Source organism: Dactylosporangium sp. NPDC005555, assembly GCF_040605635.1.
In the GTDB taxonomy this organism is placed as follows: domain Bacteria; phylum Actinomycetota; class Actinomycetes; order Mycobacteriales; family Micromonosporaceae; genus Dactylosporangium.
The window spans coordinates 127255-144877 of record NZ_JBEXDG010000020.1; the positions used below are offsets into that span (position 1 = coordinate 127255).

Sequence of the window (17623 nt, forward strand, 5' to 3'; positions counted from 1 at the left end):
TCCTGCCGGGGCGCGACCGGCCCGGTGGCCGCCGCACTGCCGTGCCGCGGCCTCCCGTCTACAGCGCCCGGAAACGGGCCGCCGGCAGCCCGCGGGCGTCGGGGTCGAGCAGCAGCAGGTGCCCCGATCGCGGCGCCGCCGCGCCCCGGCCCCGGCGGGCGCTGGTCACGGCGAGCAGCGCCAGGTCCGGGCCGGCGAACGCGCACCGGGTCGGCCGCGGCACCGGCAGCTCCACGACCCGGTCGACGGCGCCGTCGGGGGAGTACCGCACGATCCGGCCGCCGTCCCACTTGCAGTTCCACACGAAGCCCTCGGCGTCGACCGTGACGCCGTCGGGGAACCATGCCTCGTCCTCGTCGGACGCGAACAACCGGCCCGCGCCGACCGTGCCCGTCGCGGGGTCGAACTCGTACGCGGTGATCCTGCTGCGGGCCGAGTCGACGTGGTACATGGTGCGCCCGTCGGGACTCCACGCCGGGCCGTTGGACACGATGATGCCGCCGAACGCCTTCGTGACGGTCCGGTCCCCGCGCAGGCAGTAGAACGCGCCGTTCGCGCCCGACTCCGCCTCGTCCATCGTGCCGAACCAGAACCGGCCCGCCGGGTCGACCGCGCCGTCGTTGCACCGGTTGCCCGGGACGTCGGCCTCCACCTCCGCGACCACCTCGACCTCCCGCGTGACCGGGTCGACGAACGCGAGACTGTGCCGCAACGCCGCGACGAGGCCGCCGCCGGCGCGCAGGCCGACACTGCCCACTGTGGACGGCAGCCGCATCGTCGCCACGTCGCGGGTCGCCCAGTCGAGGGTGAACAGCAGGTCCCGGTCGATGTCGACCCAGTGCAGCCGGCCCGTCGCCTCGTCCCACAGCGTGCTCTCGCCCAGCTCGCACGGGATGTCGGAGAGTGTCTCAATCATCGGCGCGCTCCCTGCCGTAGGTGAAGAGGATGGCGAGGATCACCAGACCGTAGATGACGTCGCGACCGTACTCCGGCACCCGCTCCGCCTGCAGCAGGGTCACGATCGCGACGAGCGTGACGGACCCGGCGACGACACCGGCGTAGTGGCCCCGGCCGCCGAGGATGGACACGCCGCCGACGACGACCGCCGCGATCGACTCGAACAGGTACGGGTCGCCGAGCCCCAGCGATGGCTGCCCGCCGTAGGCGACGAGGGTGATGCCGGCGAGGGCCGCGAACACGCCGCTGAGCACGTACAACGCGACCGTGACCGGCCGCACCCCGACCCCGGCCAGGAACGCGGCGCGCGGGTTGTTGCCCACCGCGTACACCCGCCGGCCGAACGTCGTCAGGGTCAGCAGCACCGTCACGAACAGCGCCACGCCCGCCCACAGCAGCAGCTCCGACGGCACGCCGAAGATCCGGCCCACGACGAGCCGGCGGAGTGGTTCGGGGGCGTACGACGCGCACGAGCCGCAGGTGAGCCCCTTCGACAGGCCGAGCGACAACCCTTGCAGGACACCGTTCATGCCCAGCGTCATGACGACCGCGGGCACGCCGAGCCAGGCGACGCCGAGCCCGTTGCAGAGCCCGACGGCGGCGCCGGTGCCGAGCGCGAGGACGATCGCCAGGGGCAGCCGGCCGGACTGGCCGAGGCTGCTGGTGGTGAGGACGATCGCGGCGCCGTTGAGCACCCACGGCATCGACAGGTCGATGCCGCCGACGAGGACGACGAGCATCTGCCCGGCGCCGACGAAGCCGATGAAGCTCGCCAGGACCAGCATCGTGCGCAGGCTCGTCCACGACCCGAACCCCGGGTGGATGACCGCGCCCGTCAGGAGGATGGTGGCCGCGGCGGCGAACGCGTACAGGACCCGCCGGTGCGGTCCATCCACAAGGGACTTCACGGCGGCCCTCATGACCGCCTCCAGCGCACGAGCGTGCTCAGGCTGCCCAGCAGGACCGCGACGACCAGGAACAGGCCCTGGAACAACGACTGGTACAGCGGGTCGATCCCGGCGAAGAACAGCACGTCGATGACGAGCGTCAACGCGAACGCCCCCGCGACCGCGCCGAGCGCCGAGCCGCGCCCGCCGGCGAACGCGATCCCGCCGACGACGACCGCGGCGATCGACGTGAGGATGAACGGGTCCCCGGCGTTGGGGTCACCGGACGTCGTGGTCGACACGTAGAACACCGCCGCGAGGCCGCTGCACAGCCCCGACAGGCTGTACACGCCGACCTTCACCCGTGCCGTCGGCACCCCGACGGCACGGGCGGCCGTCTCGTCGCTGCCGACGGCGTAGACCCGCATGCCGAAACGGGTGCGGCGCAGCACCAGCCACCCGGCGACGGCCGCGCCGAGCCAGATCAGGCCCGTGGGCACGTCCGGGTCGGTGAGCACCGACCGGACCGCCGGGGAGATCTTCCCGCCCGGCACCGGCAGCACCTTCAACGCCAGTCCACTGTAGACGGACAGGGTGGCGAGGGTGGTGAGGATCGGCGCGATGCGCCCCTTCGCCACGATGAGGCCGTTGACCGCGCCGCAGAGCGCCCCGGCGGCGACGGCGGCGAGCATCCAGCCGGCGGTGACGGCCGCGCCGCCCGTCGACCCGGCGGCGACGATCGCGACACCGAGGCCGACCATGCCGCCGACGGACAGGTCGATGCCGCCGGTCAGCACGACCAGGCTCTGCCCGATCGCGACGAACACCAGCGGCAGCGACGTGTTGAGCAGCGACAGGTAGTCGAACGGGGTCGGCAGATGCCCCAGGTTGGTGGTGTACACGACGAGGTAGGCGACGGCGGTGGCGGCGAGGACCGCGTAGCCGAGCGTGGCGGCGCGTAGCTCAGACATGTTCACGCTCCCGCACGGCCGCCGCGACGATCAGCTCCGCGTCGCCGACGGGACCGTCCAGCTCGGCCGCCACCCGCCCCTCCCGCATCACCAGGACGCGGTGGCACAGGTGCGCGATCTCCTCGGTCTCGCTGCTGTACAGCAGGACCGCCCGGCCCTGCGCGGCGAGCCCGGCGACGAGGGCGTAGAAGTCGTGCTTGGTCGCGGCGTCGACGCCCCGCGTCACGTCGAACAGCAGCAGCACCTCGGCGCCGCTGAGCAGCCAGCGGCCCATCAGCACCTTCTGCTGGTTGCCGCCGGACAGCGTCCCGACGGGATGCCGGCTCGACGCCGCCCGCACCGCGAGCCGGTCCATGATGTCCCGCACCGCCGCGCGCTCGGCGGCGCGGCGCACGAACCCGGCGACGGACCGCCGCTCCAGGGTCGCCAGGGCGAGGTTGTCCCGCACCGACATCGGCAGCAGCAGCCCCTCGGCCTTGCGGTCCTCCGGCACGTACGCGATGCCGATCCCGGCCCGGATCGCGTCCTTCGGCTTCCTGATGGTGGACTCCACACCGCCGACGGTGACGTTCTGCCGGCCGGTGAAGAGCCGCAGGAACAGCTCGCGCTGGCCCTGCCCGGCGAGGCCGCCGATGCCGAGGATCTCGCCGCGACGGATCTTCAGCTCGACCTCGCCGACCCGCGCCCGCAGGGCGACGGCGTCCTGCGGCGGGGTGAGCGGGGGATAGGTGGCCTCCAGGGTGCGGCCGCTCATCAGGGTCACCGCCTCCGCCTCGGCGAGCCGCTCCCTGGTGGTGACGTGGGTGCCGTTGCGGAACACGGTGACCCGGTCGGCGAGGGCCTCGATCTCCCGCCACCGGTGCGAGGTGAACACCACGCAGCAGCCCTCCTCCCGCAGCCGCCGCATGTGCGCGGCCAGCCAGGCCACCTGCTGCTCCTGCAGCGCCGCCGTCGGCTCGTCGAGGATCAGCACCTCCGGCCGGGTGGCGAGGACCCGGACCAGCTCGACCACCTGCCGGTGCGCCACCGACAGGTCCCGGGTCACGGTCCGTGGGTCGAGGTCGTCGATGCCGTGGGTCTCCAGGACGGTTTTCGCCGCCGGTACCAGCCGACGCCGCGAGACCAGACCCAGCCTTCCCCTGGGCGGGTCCCGCAGCAGCAGGTTCTCCGCGATCGTGAGGTCCGGCAGCAGCGACAGCTCCTGGAACGCCGTCGCCAGCCGTCCCTTCACGACGACCGTGCCCCTGTCCGGTTTGACGAGCCCGCACAGCACCTTGATCATCGTGCTCTTGCCGGCGCCGTTCTCGCCGGCGAGGGCGTGGATCTCGCCGGGACGCGCCGCGAACGACGCGTCCCGCAGCGCCCGCACCCCGCCGAAGGAGCGGTCCACTCCTTCGGCGAGGACGGCGTGCGCCTCGGTGTGCACCTCGGCGCGCACCTCGCTGTTTGCCCCGGCGCGCACCTCGCTGTTTGCCTCGGCGCGCACCTCGCTGTTTGCCTCGGTCATCCGAGCTTCACCGCGAGGGTCTTGCCCGGGCAGGGCGTGCCGTCGGTGGCCGCCTCCTGGCACAGGACCACGGTCGCGTCGGGCCCGGAGTCGGTGAAGTCGGCGAAGAAGCTGTCCGGCAGGTCCGGGAACACGGTCTCGCCGACCTTCACCGTCTCCGACGTGACCATCGGGAACGGGATCGTCACGCTCGTCTTCGGGTGCTCGCCCTTGATGACGGCCCGGGCCAGCTCCAGGGAGATCACCGACAGGAACGGCGGCTGCCCGATCGACATGCCGTTCACCTTCGGCGTCGACACCCCGGCCAGGTACTTGCGGAAGCCGTTCTCCGCCTCGCCGCCGACGACGGGGACGGGCTTGTTCGCCTCGATGAACGCCTTGATCACGCCGTCGGTGCCGCCGGACACCCACACGCCGTCGACCTTCGGCAGGCTCGGCAGCTGCGCCGACGTCTGCCGCTGCGCGGTCGCCGAGTCCCACATGCCGCTGTACGTGGCGACGACCTTGATGCCCGGGTTGGCGTCGAACACCTTCTTCGCGCCGGCGTTGCGGTCGTTGTCCGCGCCGGTGCCGGCCACGCCGGTGACCATGACGACGTTGCCCTGACCCTTGAGCTGGTCGACGACGAACCGGGCGAGCTGCTCACCGAACTTCACCTGGTCGGTGTTGACCGTCAGGCCGCACGTGTTGTCCACGGTGTTGTCGAACGACACGACGACGATGTTGCGGTCGCAGGCCTGCTGGACGACGCCGTTGAGGCCGCTGGTCGACGCGGCGTTGATGACGATCCCGTCCACACCCTGCGCGATGAGGTTCGAGATCTGGCGGGTCTGGGTGGCGACGTCGTTGCCGGCGTTGAACACGCTGCAGTCGACCTGGTCCTTGTACGGCGGCATCGCGCAGGCCGCCTTGAACACGTTCTCCATCTCCACGCGCCAGCCGTTGCCGATGAACGAGTTCGACAACGCGATCTTGATCTTTCCGGTGCCCGATTTGGGGCTTTCGGCGGCGGTACTGCATGCGGCGGCCGCCGGGAACAGCAGGGCGAGCGCCAGGAGGGCCTTCACGGAACGCGGTAGAATCATGGTTGCTCCACCTTCGACGATCGGCCGTGGACGGCAATCCATGGCCGGTTGTTTGTGCTGCGATCGGCCGTGGACGGCAATCCGTTGGCCGGTTGTTGCGTTTGCTGCATTGGCGTGCGGCGGGGCGGCCAGAGCCGTTTGTCGCTCTGGCCGTTTCCTCTTTCCGGGTCTTTCCGGGTTTTCCGGGTCTTGCCCGGCGCTCGGTTCGGCGCTTTCACGGTGTTCGCTCGGCGCTTGGTTCGGTGCTTTTTGTTCGGTGCCTTGTTCGGTGCTTTTCGGTGCACCGGCCGGCCGACGGGTTGGGAGGGCCGGCCGGCGAGCTTTTCAGGTTCGCGGCTGTGTCAACGGACGGTTTCGCGGCCGCGTGGGCGGACGGTTCGCGGCTGCGTGAGCGGACGGCTCAGCGGACTGGGAGCGGAAACCTGGTGGCGTCGCGGAGCACGGCGGCGGCCGCTCCCACGACGACGACCTCGTCGATCCCGATCTCGCCGGCGACGACATCGGGGACGGCCTCCCCGGCGTGGATCGCGCGGCGCATCATCGACTGGCGCAGCGGCTCGATGAGGATGTCACCGGCCGGCGCGAGACTGCCCCCGAGCACGATCAGCTCGGGATCGAGCAGGTTGTACATGTTGGCCATGGCGACCCCGATGTGCCGGCCCGCGTCGGCGAGGACGCGGCGGCACCCGGCATCGCCCTCGTGCGCGAGGGCGATCACCTCGCCGATCGACGGCCGCCGCCCGTGGCTCTGCCACAGCTGGTCGGTGATCGCGTCCGGGTTGGCCAGGGTGTTCAGGCACCCCCGGCCGCCGCACGCGCACACCAGGCCGTCCTCGTCGATGGTCGTGTGGCCGATCTCGCCGGCCGTGCCGTTGGCCCCGACATACAGGCGCCCGTCCATGACGAACCCCGCGCCGATGCCGGTGGCGGTGTAGATGTAGGCGTAGTCCCGCAGCCCCCGCGCCGCGCCCCAGGTCATCTCGGCGAGGGCGGCGAGGTTGGCGTCGTTGCCGGCGTGCACCGGCAGCCCGAGCACGTGCTCGGCGAGCAGCCGCGGGTCGAGACCCACCCACGGTTTGAGCGTGCACGCGCGCCCGGTCAGCCCGGTCCGCCGCTGGATCGGCCCCGGCATGGCGATGCCGACCCCGATCACCTCGTCGCGCCGGAACCCGGTCTGCTCGAGCAGACCGTCGATCAGCCGGTCGACCAGCAGCAGGGTGTCCTGCGGCGAGGTCTGCTCGTCGACCTGGACCGCGTCGCGCCGCAGCAGCTCCTGCGCCACGTCACAGACGGCGATCCGCACGATCCCGTTGCCGATCTCGACGCCGACGGCGACGCCGAGCCCGCCCTTGAGCCCGATCAGGGTCGGCGGCCGCCCGGCCCTGATCTTGGTGCCGCTCTCGGCGACCTCGACGGCCGCGCCGGCCTCGATGAGCTCCCCGACGACGCTGGCGACCGTCGACCGCGACAACCCGATCTCCGCCAGGGCGGCCCGGCTCATCGCACCGTGCTGCCGCAGCGCGTGGATCACACGGCTGCGGTTCGCACTGCGTTGCGCTGATCCCGAGTCGAGCGGCGACATGCCCTTGAGTATTCGCATTCACCATGGTCCAGTCAATAGGAACTGCGGTAGAGCGCTTCCCCGACCAGACTTCCGCCTGTTTCAGGCAAAATCTCGCGCATTGGAGCTGCGATGGAAACGCACCCGGCAACGGCCGCCATGCATCACTGGATCGCCGGCGCCGCCACCGGCGACTGGTCCCGCCTCATCGACATGCTCGACCCCGCCGTGACCTTCCATGTCCCGGTCGAGGGTTTCGCCGGCGTACGCCACGGCCCCGCCGACGCCGTCCGCTTCTTCGACTGGCTGACGGCCAACCTCCGCGCGGACCTGGTCGTCCACTCGACCCTCACGGGGGAGCGGGGCGTCGCCTTCGAGGTCCAGGTGACCGGCACCATGCGCGGGGAACCCTTCACCCAGCGCCTCTGTCTGGTCTTCGAGCTCCGCGCCGGCCGGGTGACCGCCTTCCGCGAGTACCTCGCCTGGCCCGGCGGCCTGCGCTGAGTCGTGCCGTGCCGCTCACCCACACGGGTGCCCCGGGCCCCGGGTCCGCACCGGCCCGGAGTCCCGGCCGTTAGCCTCGGACGAAGGGGGTGGGCGAAATGGGTAAATCGCCGGAATTGAAGTGGGTTCTGCGACCGGACCGGAACGGCGTGCACCACGCCGAACTGGCCCCGCACGACGGCAAGGAGATCTACGCCTTCGGCGACACCGACGCCAACGGCCGCGTCGAGATCACCCTGATGGACGGCACACGCGTCCGCGCCCGGCGGGGCGAACTGATCCCCTGCTGAGACCGGCGGACCCGCCACCGCGGCGCAGGGCTTCCACGGCCCCTCCCGCCGCCCGGCGCGGTCACCGCCACCACGCTCCGGCGCCCGACCCTCAACCGGGCGCCGGAGCCATGCTGTATTCCTGCCCCACCGCTTCGCGGCGGGTCCCGCCGGGGGATTCTCACCCCGGACCCCCAATGCGCCGCGAGCGGCGATGAATCCCGACACGAACAGGGACGATGGTGGCTGCACGTCGCCCGCAAGGCGATCGACTACGACTACCTCGCCTCTACGGGAGACCCGGCACGCAGGGCGGCCTCGCTCGCACATGCTGCGCACGCAGCAGATCGAACTCACACGGCCCAAGCGACTTGCTTGACATGACTATCAAGCACCGGCCGCGTAAGGCCGAAATTGGGCGCCGGCGGGTGTGGTTACGGATCGACGCGAGGCGTCCCGACCGAGCGCAGCTGCGGGTCCGACGTCGAGCTGGAATGGCGAAGGTGTGGCTGCGATCGACGGTCGTGGTGCCGTTGACGAGGCTGGTTCAGGTGACCTGGGTCAGGTGAGGCAGGAGGCGAGGCGGGACTGCAGGAAGGCGCGTTCGACGGTGTTGTCGCACAGGGCGATCGCCGTCCGGTACGCCTCCGCGGACTCCTCGTGGCGGTCCAGGCGGCGCAGCAGGTCGGCGCGGGTCGCCGGCAGGTAGTGGTACGACGCCAGGCGCGGGTCGTCGGCGAGGGCGTCGACGAGGGCGAGCGCGGCGTCAGGGCCGTCGGACATGGCGACCACCACCGCGCGGTTCAACGCGACGACCGGGGACGGCCAGGCGAGCAGCAGCAGGTCGTACAGGCCGCGCAGCTGCTGCCAGTCGGTGTCGGCGAAGCTCGCGGCCTCGGTGTGGACGGCGGCGATCGCTGACTGCAGGGCGAAGCGGCCCGGGCGGCCGCCGCGCAGGGCGGAGCGGACCAGGGCGATGCCGTCGGCGATCTGGGTGGCGTCCCAGCGGGTGCGGTCCTGTTCCTCGAGAAGGAGCAGGCGGCCGTCGGCGGCGACGCGGGTGGCGCGGCGGGCGTCGTGCAGGAGCATGAGGGCGAGCAGGCCGCGGGCCTCGCGTTCGTCGGGCATGAGGGCGCACAGCGTGCGGGCCAGGTCGATGGCGCGCTCGACGAGGTCGGGGCGCAGCAGCCCGGGACCGGCCGGGGCGGCGTGGCCGGTGGTGAAGACCAGGTGCACGACGGTGAGGACGGCGTCGAGGCGGTCGGGGAGCTGCTCCAGGGGTGGCACACGGTAGGGGATGGCGGCCGCGGCGATCTTCTTCTTCGCGCGGGTGACCCGGGCGGCCATGGTCGGCTCGCTGACGAGGAACGCGTGGGCGATCTCCGCCGTGGTCAGGCCGCAGACGAGGCGGAGCGTGAGGGCGAGCTGCGCCTCGCGGGCGAGTGCGGGGTGGCAGCACGTGAAGACCAGGCGCAGCCGGTCGTCGGGGATCTCGTCCGGCTCCTCCGGACCGGGATCGGGCACGACCAGGAGCGGCAGCTTCGAGCGCAGCGTCGCGGCGCGCTTGTGGGCGTTGAGGGCGCGGCGCTGCGCCGCGACGGTCAGCCACGCGGCGGGGTTGGCCGGCACTCCCTGGCGGAGCCAGCCGTCCATGGCGGCGACGTACGCGTCCTGGACGCACTCCTCGGCGAGGTCGAGGTCGCGCGTGACGCGCACCGTCGCGGCGAGCACTCTGGCCCACTCGCGACGGTGCGCGTCGGCGACCGCTTCCCTGACGGCGGCCGGCTCCATGAGGACGGCTACTCGAACGTCATCACCGGGCGGACCTCGACGCCGCCGAAGCGGGCGGGGCAGAGCTTGGCGATTTCGAGGGCCTCGTCGAGGTCCTTCGCCTCGATGACGTAGTAGCCGCCGAGGACCTCCTTCGTCTCCACGAACGGCCCGTCGGTGACGACGTCGCCGCGGATGGAGGTGGCCGTCGCGACCCCCTGCAGGGCGTTGCCGCCGAGCAGCCGGTCGCCGGCCTGCTCGGAGAACCGGTTGTGGGCCTCCATGACCTCCGGGTACACGCCCGGGCCGGCGGCCTCGTAGTCGGCCTCGTTCTCGTAGATCAGGATCAGGTACTGCGCCATGGTGGTGTCTCCTTCAAGGGAAAACGTCCTCTTACACTCCTACGTCAATCGGCATCGTGCTCGAATCGACAGGCCGGGCGAATTTTTTGTACACGAGTGCGCAGCCGGCCACCGCGAGGGTGCCCAGCAGGTACCAGCCGCTGAGGGCGAGCAGGCCGAGCGACGCGGCGAAGGACACCGCGGCACACCACCACACCGGCGTCCGCCGGGGCAGGAGGCGAAGTGCGGCGGCGGCGCCCAGGACGTACACGAGGACGAACGCACCACTGGTGAGCAGGACCAGCGGGCGGGTGCCGGTGCCGGTCACCGTGGCGAGCAGCAGCGACACCCCGCCGAGCCCGGCGACCACGGCGAGGCTGCGCCGGGGCACCTCACCGGCGCCGCTGCCCCGGCCGAACCACGCCGGCAGCGCCGCGTCCCGGCCGAGCGCGGCACCGAGCTTGGCGGCGCCCGCGTAGTAGGCGTTCATGGTGCCCAGCGTCAGCAGCACAGCGGCGCCGGCGGTGAGGACCCTGACCTGGCCGCCGACCCCGCGGGCGAGCAGTTCGGCCAGCGGCGCGTCGCCGGGCGCCGGACCGAGCACCAGGATGCTGGCGGCGGCGATCCCGAGGTACAGCACCCCGACGACGACCAGCGCGATCGCCGTGGCGCGGGGAAGGTCCCGCTCGGGTCGCCGGAAGTCGGCCGCCAGGGACGTCACCGCCTCCCACCCGGCGAAGCCCCACACGAGCAGCGCCGCCGCCGAACCGACCGCCCACCAGCCGTGCGGGGCGAACGGCCGCAGGTGCCCCGGGTCGGCGTGCGGGAGCGCGGTCACGGTCGCCGTCAGCAGCAGCGTGACGAGCAGCAGGGCGAGGCCCAGCTGGAGCCGGCCGGACACCCGCACGCCCCCGAGGTTGCCGGCCGTCACCGTGAGCATCAGCGCGGCGGCGGTCAGCAGCTCCGTGCGGGTGCCGCCGCCGAGCGCCGACGCCACGTACGCCCCGGCGAACAGCGCCGCGGCCGGCGCCCCGACCGGGACGGCGAGGTAGAAGCACCAGCCGACGACCGCGGCGGCCCGGTCGCCGAACGCCTTGCGCGCGTACGTGGCGACGCCGCCCGAGTCGGGGAACCTGGCGCCGAGCGCCGCGAACGTCGAGGCGAGGGGCACCGACAGGACGATCAGGGCGGCCCAGGCGACGAGCGACGCCGGCCCGGCGGTCTGCGCGGCGAGTGCCGGGAGCGCGATGACGCCGGTGCCGAGGACCGCGCCGATGGACAGGGCCGCCCCTTGGGGCACGTTCAACATGCCCTTATTCGACATCCTGGTCTTCGCTCCGGGCGAGTGGCAGGAATGCCATCCTGGGTTAGATTCGAGACATGACCCCACGCCACGTCGTCGGCGTCGCCGTCACCGAGGACATGCCGGTCTTCGAGCTGGCGGTGCCGTGCGAGGTGTTCGGCATCGATCGCAGTGATCTGGTTTCGCCGTGGTACGAGCTGCGCTTCGCTGCCGTGACACCGGGCAGCGTCCCGGCCCGCTCGGGCCTGTCGATCGCCGCGCCCTACGGCTTGGAAGGGCTGCTCGACGCCGACACGCTGATCGTGCCGGCGTTCGCCCGCGCCACCCAGGTGGCACCGCCGGCGGCTCTCGTCTCGGTGGTGCGTTCGGCGTACGAGCAGGGCAGGCGCATCGTCGCGATCTGCACCGGCGCGTATGTGCTCGCCGCCGCTGGCCTGCTCGACGGGCGCCGCGCCACGACCCACTGGATGAACGCCTTCGACTTTGCCCGGCGCTTCCCCGCCGTGACGTTCGACCCCGACGTGCTGTACACCTGCGACGGCACGATCTTCACGTCCGCCGGCACCGGCGCGGCGATCGACCTGTGCCTGCACCTGGTCCGCCTCGACCACGGCGCGGCGGTCGCCAACGAGGTCGCCCGCCGCATGGTCGTGCCCCCGCACCGCGACGGCGGCCAGTCCCAGTTCGCGCACCCGCCGGCGCGCCCCCGGACCCCGGACGCGCTCAGCGCCGCCCTCGACTGGGCCAGGACCCGCCTCGACCAGCCGCTGACCGTCGCCGACCTGGCCCGCGAGGCCCGCCTGAGCCCCCGGACGTTCGCCCGCCGCTTCCGCGAGTCGGTGGGGACCAGCCCGTTGCAGTGGCTGCTGGGTCAGCGCGTCCGCCTGGCGCAGGAGCTCCTGGAGACCACCGACGACTCCATCGAGCGCATCGCCCACCGGACGGGGCTGGGCACCCCGGCCAACCTCCGCGCCCACTTCGCCCGCCAGACGAGCGTCACACCCACCACGTACCGCCAGGTCTTCCACCGCTGAACCCGCGTTTCCGGCGGGCGGGCGCGCCGGCTGTCACGCTCAGCCGCGGGCCAGGGTGAGCAGACGGTCGAGCACCCGGTTGCCGTCCGTGCGCACGCCGTTGTGGAGGTACTCGTCGGTGAGCCACCGGCGCATGCCGGGCAGCAGGTCGGCGGTCTCCTCCGAGAACTGCCGGATCACGTACGGGTCGTCGCCGTAGATGACCGCGGCGCACGGCACGTCGACCCGCGCCAGCACGTCGGCGTCGTAGAGGCGCGGCCACTCGTGCTCCGCGAGGATGGCCGCGACGTCGCGGTATGGTCGCAGGCCGGGCGTGTCCTCGAAATGCCAGGAATAGAGATGTTCGGCGGTGAGCAACGAGGACCCACCGGCGAAGTCGTCGGGCTGGACGCGTTCGGACGACCACCGGGTGGCCCCGCCGTCGGCGTAGCTCGACTCGTGCAGGACCGCATACATCGGGTTGCGGGCGTCGAACGGCAGCAGCGCGGCGACGTCATGCCGGAAGGCGGGTGACGCGAAATCCAGCTCCAGGACGTGATGGACGTGCTCCGCCCCGCCGTCCGTGCCCAGCTGGTGGCCGATGGTGCGCAACAGCCGCCGGGAGATCTGTCCGCCGTCGGCAGCCCGGACGTCACCCGCGTCGCAGCGGTCGAGCAGCTCCCGGAGCCGGGCCGCGTCCTGCGGATATCTGCGGTGGTAGCGCCGGTTCAGCATGCGCATCACGTCGAAGGTGGCGGAGTAGACGTCGTCGACCGGCCGGCCCACCGGCGGAAGGCCACCGGTGAACAGCACCTCGCGGAGACTGTCCGGCGCGACGCACAGGTAGTGCAGGGCGCAGAATCCGCCGAACGACTGGCCGAGCAGGCTCCATCGGCGGGCCCCCAGATGCTCCCGCAGGCATTCGGCGTCCCGCACGATGGCGTCCGCACGGAAATGCGTCAGCCGTCGCGCGTCCGCGGCGGCGTCCGGACCCGGATCACCGTAGGGGGTGGAGCGTCCGGTGCCCCGCTGGTCGAGCATGACGACCCGGAAGTCCCGCAGGGCCCGCTCGAGCCATGCGGGCGACGACGGCCAGGACGACGGCCGTGGCGCCTCGAACCCGGGACCGCCCTGCAGATAGACCAGATACGGCAGATCGCGACCGTCGGCGGCGGCGATCTCCCGCGCGTACACCTCGATGGTCGGTCCGCCCGCGACCTCATGGTCGAGCGGCACCGTGATCATGTGGTCGGTCAGCAGCACCCCAGCATCGTACGGCGAGTGCGTCGTCCTCGTCCGCCGCCGCCGCCCCCGGCCCGTCTGAGCAGCGGATGGAGATGCCGATGAGCGTGCGTCCCGCCGTGAGCATTCGGACCCGTTCAGGCGTCGACGGCCTGCGCCGCGGCGGCGATCGGCTCGAGTCCCGCGACCAGTTCGTCGAGCTCGTCCGCGCTGAGCACGTCGTACGCGGGCGCCGCGAGTTCGTCGGTGAGGGCCTCGATCCGCGCTTTGGTCTCCCGGCCGGCGTCGGTGAACCCGCCGGCCGGGTCGACGAGGCCGCGGCCGCGCAGCCCGTCGATGACGGCGTCCAGCCGTGCCTTGGGCAGGTGGTGGACCCGGCCGAACTCCTCCGCCCGCATGCCGAGGGAGAGCGCGAGGAGGACGTGGGCCTCGGTGCCGCCGATGCCGTGGGCGAGGAGGGCGGCGTTGTGACCGTCCCCGCGGTGTTCCCGCAGCAGCGTCGCCGCGTGCCAGAGCCTGGCCACCGGTTCCGTGGGCACGTCGAGTGCCCGGAGCCCGGCGTACAGCGCCCGGCCCTCGGTCGGCGCGCTGACCGCTGCCCGGGTGGCGAGGTCCGCGACCCGCACCAGACCGGGAGCGTCGGCGGAGTCGCCGAGCGTCTCCCGCAGCGCTGCGGCGCTGCCCCGCTCGCGCACGGCGATCGCCTCCTGCGGGGTGATCTTCCCCCAGACCCACGGGATGTGGCGGGCCACCTCGCCGTCGGCGAAGTTGTAGAAGACCGCGTGCACCACCCCGGCCGGCGCCGGTCCCAGCGGCGCGGCCCGGCCCGCGAAGTATCCGTCCCAGTAGTTGCGCATGCCGGCGGCCAGGAACGCCTCGTTCGGCCCCTCGGAGAAGGTGATGGCGCCGATCGGCTCGACGAGCTCGAACATGCGGTGGATCTTCGCCTGTGGGTGCGGCATCTGTCGGTATCTCCTGTGGTCGTGACGGCACCCTCATGGGCCGCCGCTCATCTCTGCTACGAACAGGGCTGCCTGGATCCGACAACACCGGTCGAGAAAACCCGACCGGCATCAGCCTCACCCCATGGCCGCGACCCGTGGGGCGGCAGACACGGACGGGCCGGCGCCTCCCCACAGAGGTGCCGGCCCGTCCGTCGGAGCCGCTGGGCCCGTGGCTGTCACCCAGCGGCGGGTTCCCCTGCCGGAGCCGGAAGCGGAGCGGGCTTGGTGGAGCCCTTGACCAGGGAGGCCAGGGCGCCGACGAGCGACATGGCGATCGCCAGCCAGAACACGATGACAAGGCCGTCGTGGAAGGGGCCGGACACCAGGTGCGGGAAGAACTCGCGGCCGGTCAGGGTGGCGGCGTTCGCGGCGGGGAGCTGGCCCAGCAGATTCGGGCCGAGCAGCGCGGCGATCGGGTTGTAGCCGAGGAACGCCGCGAACAGTGTCCCCACCGGCGGCAGGTTCGCGATCGTGTGCGCGGCCGGGGCCGGCACGCCCTGGCCCGTCAGTCCGCTGTCCAGGGTCGCGGGCAGCGAGGTGGACAGGCCCGCGACCATCAGGGAGAAGAAGACGCCGATGGACAGGACCATGCCGGCGTTCTGGAAGGTGGCGCGCATGCCTGAGGCGGCGCCGCGCAGGTGGGCGGGGACGCTGGACATGACCAGGGACGTGTTCGGCGCGGCGAAGAGGCCGCCGCCGAGGCCGTTGAGGAAGACCAGGGTGGCGAAGGCCCAGTAGCTGAAGTCGGTCGGCAGGATGAGCAGGCCGCCGAAGGACAGGGCCATGACGAGGAGGCCGGCGGCGGCGAAGAGGCGGGGGCCGTACTTGTCGGAGAGGTGCCCGGCGACGGGGCCGGCGGCGAGGAAGCCGACGGTGAGCGGCAGCAGGTAGATGCCGGCCCACAGCGGGGTCTCCTCGTAGCGGTACCCGTGCAGGGGCAGCCAGATGCCCTGGAGCCAGATGATGAGCATGAACTGCAGGCCGCCGCGGGCGATCGAGGCGAGCAGACCCGCGATGTTGCCGGAGGCGAAGGCCCGGATCTTGAACAGGCCGAGCGGGAACATCGGATCGGTGACGCGGGTCTCGATCCAGGCGAACAATGCCAGGACGAGCGCTCCGCCGAACAGGCCGAGCAGGACCCACGGGTTGGTCCAGCCCTGGGTGTGGCCGCCGTACGGCTGGATCCCGTACGTGATGCCGGCCAGCAGCGCGGTGAGGCCGGCGGCGAACGTGAGGTTGCCCCACCAGTCGATGCGTCCGGGGCGGCGCAGGCCGGTGTCGCGCAGGGAGCGGTAGGCCCAGACGGTGCCGATGACGCCGATGGGGACGTTGACCCAGAAGATGGCGCGCCAGTTCCACTCGGCGAGGAGGCCGCCGAGGACGAGGCCGATGAACGAGCCCGCGATGCCGGCGACGATGTTGACGCCGAGGGCCATGCCGCGCTGGGCGGTGGGGAACGCGTCGGTGAGGATGGCGGCGGAGTTGGCCATGAGCATGGCGCCGCCGACGGCCTGCAGGACGCGCCAGCCGATGAGCCACAGCGCACCGCCGCCGCCGTCGAACGGGTCGAGGGACAGGGCGACCGAGGTGACCGTGAACAGCGCGAAGCCCGCGTTGTAGATGCGGACCCGGCCGTACATGTCGCCGAGGCGGCCCAGGGTGACCACGAGGACGGCGCTGACCAGCATGTAGCCCATGAGCATCCACAGCAGGTAGCTGACGTTGCCGGGGCTGAGCGGGTCGAGGTGGATGCCGTTGAAGATGGCGGGCAGCGAGATGAGCACGATCGAGGAGTTGACCGTGGCGATCAGCATGCCGAGCGTCGTGTTCGACAGCGCGACCCACTTGTAGTGGGGGTGGTCGGTGCCGCTGGTCAGAGCGCCCCGGAGCGCGAGCAAGGTCACGGCGCGAGCCTTTCCAGCGCGGGCAGGGCGGCGGCGATGAGCGCCTCGTCGTCGGCGGACAGCCGCGACAGCAGCGCGGACAGGTGCGCGGCGCGCACGGCGCGGCGGCGGGCGAGCAGGTCGCGGCCGGCGTCGGTGACGCGGACGAGGACGACCCTGCCGTCGGTGGCGTCGGGGGCGCGCTCGGCGAGGCCGTCGCGCTCGAGGCGCTGCGCGAGCTGGGTCATCGCCGGCTGGGTGACGCCCTCGGCGGCGGCGAGCTCCGTGAGGCGGCGCGGCCCCTCCAGCTCCAGCCGGCGCAGTGTGGACGCGGCGGTCAGGCTGATGTCGTTGGGCGGGAGCTCGCGCCTGAGCAGGCTGAACAGTCGCTCGACCGCGGTCGACAGCCGCACGGCGTCAAGTGCCGGCGGGGACGAAAGAGGCATATCCAATTTGTATCACGCACTTATAGAAGCACGTTATGTATCAGGTCACAGGAAGGGGGCGCCGCCAAGGCGACGCCCCCCGAACGAGCCCGAGGACAGCGATCAGATGCACTTCTTGTTGTCGACGATGGTGAGCCCGTCGACCAGGTTGCCCATGCCCTCGTCGGTGGAGGCGCTCTCCACCGCCGTCAGGGTGACGCGGGTCGAGGTCTGGTTGGCGCCGGTCTGGTACCAGCCGGACAGCCGCCGCCAGGACACGTCGGTGGCCGTGTTCATGTACGCGAACGTCGAGCCGACCCCGTTGACGCTGCCGTCGTTCCTCGGCGTGCGGCCGAAGTGGATCTGGGTCGCGTCGACGTCCTTGGCGTCGGACGTGTCCCGGGCGCGGATCCAGAACGACCAGTAGATCTTCGTGTTCGGCTTGGTCTTGATGTCCTGGTAGATCGAGTTGCCGGAGCCGGTGGCGTTGAGCTCGGCGAACTGGCTGCCGAAGCGGGCCGGCACGCCGTCCATGCCGCTGCGCCAGATCTCGATCTTGCCGTCCGGGTCGTCGGTGCGCCAGCCGGGCACGTCGTCCTCGTCGAACAGCATCCAGTCCGCGCCCTTGACCTTCGGCTGCTCGAAGCCGCCGCCGGTGGTCAGCTCCTTGCACACCGCGCCGGGGCCGGCCTTGTTCGCCGACGAACCAGCCATACCGGCGGTGCCGGAGCCGCCGGGCTTGCCTGCCCCGGCGGCCGACGCCGGCGGCGCGCTGACGAGCGTCGCGAGCAGTGCGGCGGCCCCGACCACCGGCAGCATGTGGGTCTTCAACATGGTGATCCCCCTGTCCGCCACGGCTCCGCTGCCGTGGCAACCTCCGCGCAGAGCCAAACACGGTGAC

17 protein-coding genes are annotated in these 17623 nt (G+C 72.2%); 3 read left to right on the top strand and 14 right to left on the bottom strand.

Annotated elements, in window-relative coordinates; genetic code table 11:
• Window positions 1-58: 58 nt before the first annotated feature.
• From ABZS58_RS23575 to ABZS58_RS23600, 6 genes are all read right to left on the bottom strand, one after another.
• Window positions 59-916, bottom strand: coding sequence for an SMP-30/gluconolactonase/LRE family protein (locus tag ABZS58_RS23575; RefSeq protein WP_354784766.1), 858 nt, complete (start codon window positions 914-916; stop codon window positions 59-61).
• Window positions 909-1877, bottom strand: a complete 969-nt coding sequence (locus ABZS58_RS23580; RefSeq protein ID WP_354784767.1) for an ABC transporter permease — start codon at window positions 1875-1877, stop codon at window positions 909-911. Before ABZS58_RS23580 ends, ABZS58_RS23575 begins: the two co-directional genes overlap by 8 nt.
• Window positions 1874-2815, bottom strand: coding sequence for an ABC transporter permease (locus ABZS58_RS23585; protein ID WP_354784769.1), 942 nt, complete (start codon window positions 2813-2815; stop codon window positions 1874-1876). Before ABZS58_RS23585 ends, ABZS58_RS23580 begins: the two co-directional genes overlap by 4 nt.
• A complete protein-coding gene (locus ABZS58_RS23590; protein WP_354784771.1) occupies window positions 2808-4322 on the bottom strand; it encodes a sugar ABC transporter ATP-binding protein in 1515 nt (504 codons plus the stop codon). The genes ABZS58_RS23585 and ABZS58_RS23590 overlap by 8 nt, the downstream gene beginning before the upstream one ends.
• Window positions 4319-5407 carry a sugar ABC transporter substrate-binding protein gene (locus ABZS58_RS23595; RefSeq protein WP_354784773.1) on the bottom strand — a complete coding sequence of 363 codons (1089 nt, stop codon included), beginning with the start codon at window positions 5405-5407 and terminating at the stop codon, window positions 4319-4321. The genes ABZS58_RS23590 and ABZS58_RS23595 overlap by 4 nt, the downstream gene beginning before the upstream one ends.
• Window positions 5408-5807: 400 nt before the next feature.
• Complete coding sequence (locus ABZS58_RS23600) at window positions 5808-6938, bottom strand: ROK family protein (RefSeq protein WP_354784775.1); 1131 nt, start codon at window positions 6936-6938, stop codon at window positions 5808-5810.
• Between the two features lie 162 nt (window positions 6939-7100).
• On the opposite strand from ABZS58_RS23600, the gene ABZS58_RS23605 reads away from it, so the two are divergent.
• The gene (locus tag ABZS58_RS23605) at window positions 7101-7472 is read left to right on the top strand and encodes a nuclear transport factor 2 family protein (protein ID WP_354784777.1); all 372 of its coding nucleotides are present in this window, start codon (window positions 7101-7103) and stop codon (window positions 7470-7472) included.
• A gap of 116 nt (window positions 7473-7588) precedes the next feature.
• Window positions 7589-7762, top strand: a complete 174-nt coding sequence (locus tag ABZS58_RS23610) for a hypothetical protein (RefSeq protein ID WP_354784779.1) — start codon at window positions 7589-7591, stop codon at window positions 7760-7762.
• Between the two features lie 540 nt (window positions 7763-8302).
• Here ABZS58_RS23610 and ABZS58_RS23615 read toward each other — a convergent pair.
• From ABZS58_RS23615 to ABZS58_RS23625, 3 genes are all read right to left on the bottom strand, one after another.
• A complete protein-coding gene (locus ABZS58_RS23615; protein WP_354784843.1) occupies window positions 8303-9472 on the bottom strand; it encodes a DUF6596 domain-containing protein in 1170 nt (389 codons plus the stop codon).
• A gap of 68 nt (window positions 9473-9540) precedes the next feature.
• A complete protein-coding gene (locus tag ABZS58_RS23620) occupies window positions 9541-9873 on the bottom strand; it encodes a YciI family protein (protein ID WP_354784781.1) in 333 nt (110 codons plus the stop codon).
• A gap of 31 nt (window positions 9874-9904) precedes the next feature.
• On the bottom strand, window positions 9905-11161 hold the full coding sequence (locus ABZS58_RS23625) for an amino acid permease (RefSeq protein WP_354784783.1): 1257 nt from the start codon (window positions 11159-11161) through the stop codon (window positions 9905-9907).
• 71 nt (window positions 11162-11232) lie between these two features.
• Here ABZS58_RS23625 and ABZS58_RS23630 point away from each other — a divergent pair, with 71 nt between their 5' ends.
• Window positions 11233-12189, top strand: coding sequence for a helix-turn-helix domain-containing protein (locus tag ABZS58_RS23630; protein WP_354784785.1), 957 nt, complete (start codon window positions 11233-11235; stop codon window positions 12187-12189).
• Window positions 12190-12228: 39 nt separating this feature from the next.
• Here ABZS58_RS23630 and ABZS58_RS23635 read toward each other — a convergent pair whose 3' ends face one another.
• The 5 genes from ABZS58_RS23635 to ABZS58_RS23655 all read right to left on the bottom strand — a co-directional run bounded on the left by ABZS58_RS23635 (window position 12229) and on the right by ABZS58_RS23655 (window position 17556).
• Entirely contained in the window at window positions 12229-13431 is a 1203-nt protein-coding gene (locus ABZS58_RS23635) for an alpha/beta fold hydrolase (RefSeq protein WP_354784787.1), read from the bottom strand.
• 116 nt (window positions 13432-13547) lie between these two features.
• Window positions 13548-14372: a MarR family winged helix-turn-helix transcriptional regulator gene (locus ABZS58_RS23640; RefSeq protein WP_354784789.1), complete on the bottom strand. Its 825-nt coding sequence runs from the start codon at window positions 14370-14372 to the stop codon at window positions 13548-13550.
• A 218-nt stretch (window positions 14373-14590) separates the two neighbouring features.
• Complete coding sequence (locus ABZS58_RS23645) at window positions 14591-16318, bottom strand: MFS transporter (protein ID WP_354784791.1); 1728 nt, start codon at window positions 16316-16318, stop codon at window positions 14591-14593.
• Window positions 16315-16743: a MarR family transcriptional regulator gene (locus tag ABZS58_RS23650; RefSeq protein WP_354784793.1), complete on the bottom strand. Its 429-nt coding sequence runs from the start codon at window positions 16741-16743 to the stop codon at window positions 16315-16317. The genes ABZS58_RS23645 and ABZS58_RS23650 overlap by 4 nt, the downstream gene beginning before the upstream one ends.
• Before the next feature lie 102 nt (window positions 16744-16845).
• Window positions 16846-17556 carry a hypothetical protein gene (locus ABZS58_RS23655; RefSeq protein WP_354784795.1) on the bottom strand — a complete coding sequence of 237 codons (711 nt, stop codon included), beginning with the start codon at window positions 17554-17556 and terminating at the stop codon, window positions 16846-16848.
• Window positions 17557-17623: the final 67 nt, after the last annotated feature.

Coding starts and splice junctions, on each gene's coding strand:
- ABZS58_RS23575 (WP_354784766.1), bottom strand. CDS start 916: ATGATTGAGACACTCTCCGACATCCCGTGCGAGCTGGGCGAGAGCACG.
- ABZS58_RS23580 (WP_354784767.1), bottom strand. CDS start 1,877: ATGAGGGCCGCCGTGAAGTCCCTTGTGGATGGACCGCACCGGCGGGTC.
- ABZS58_RS23585 (WP_354784769.1), bottom strand. CDS start 2,815: ATGTCTGAGCTACGCGCCGCCACGCTCGGCTACGCGGTCCTCGCCGCC.
- ABZS58_RS23590 (WP_354784771.1), bottom strand. CDS start 4,322: ATGACCGAGGCAAACAGCGAGGTGCGCGCCGAGGCAAACAGCGAGGTG.
- ABZS58_RS23595 (WP_354784773.1), bottom strand. CDS start 5,407: ATGATTCTACCGCGTTCCGTGAAGGCCCTCCTGGCGCTCGCCCTGCTG.
- ABZS58_RS23605 (WP_354784777.1), top strand. CDS start 7,101: ATGGAAACGCACCCGGCAACGGCCGCCATGCATCACTGGATCGCCGGC.
- ABZS58_RS23620 (WP_354784781.1), bottom strand. CDS start 9,873: ATGGCGCAGTACCTGATCCTGATCTACGAGAACGAGGCCGACTACGAG.
- ABZS58_RS23625 (WP_354784783.1), bottom strand. CDS start 11,161: ATGTTGAACGTGCCCCAAGGGGCGGCCCTGTCCATCGGCGCGGTCCTC.
- ABZS58_RS23630 (WP_354784785.1), top strand. CDS start 11,233: ATGACCCCACGCCACGTCGTCGGCGTCGCCGTCACCGAGGACATGCCG.
- ABZS58_RS23640 (WP_354784789.1), bottom strand. CDS start 14,372: ATGCCGCACCCACAGGCGAAGATCCACCGCATGTTCGAGCTCGTCGAG.
- ABZS58_RS23650 (WP_354784793.1), bottom strand. CDS start 16,743: ATGCCTCTTTCGTCCCCGCCGGCACTTGACGCCGTGCGGCTGTCGACC.
- ABZS58_RS23655 (WP_354784795.1), bottom strand. CDS start 17,556: ATGTTGAAGACCCACATGCTGCCGGTGGTCGGGGCCGCCGCACTGCTC.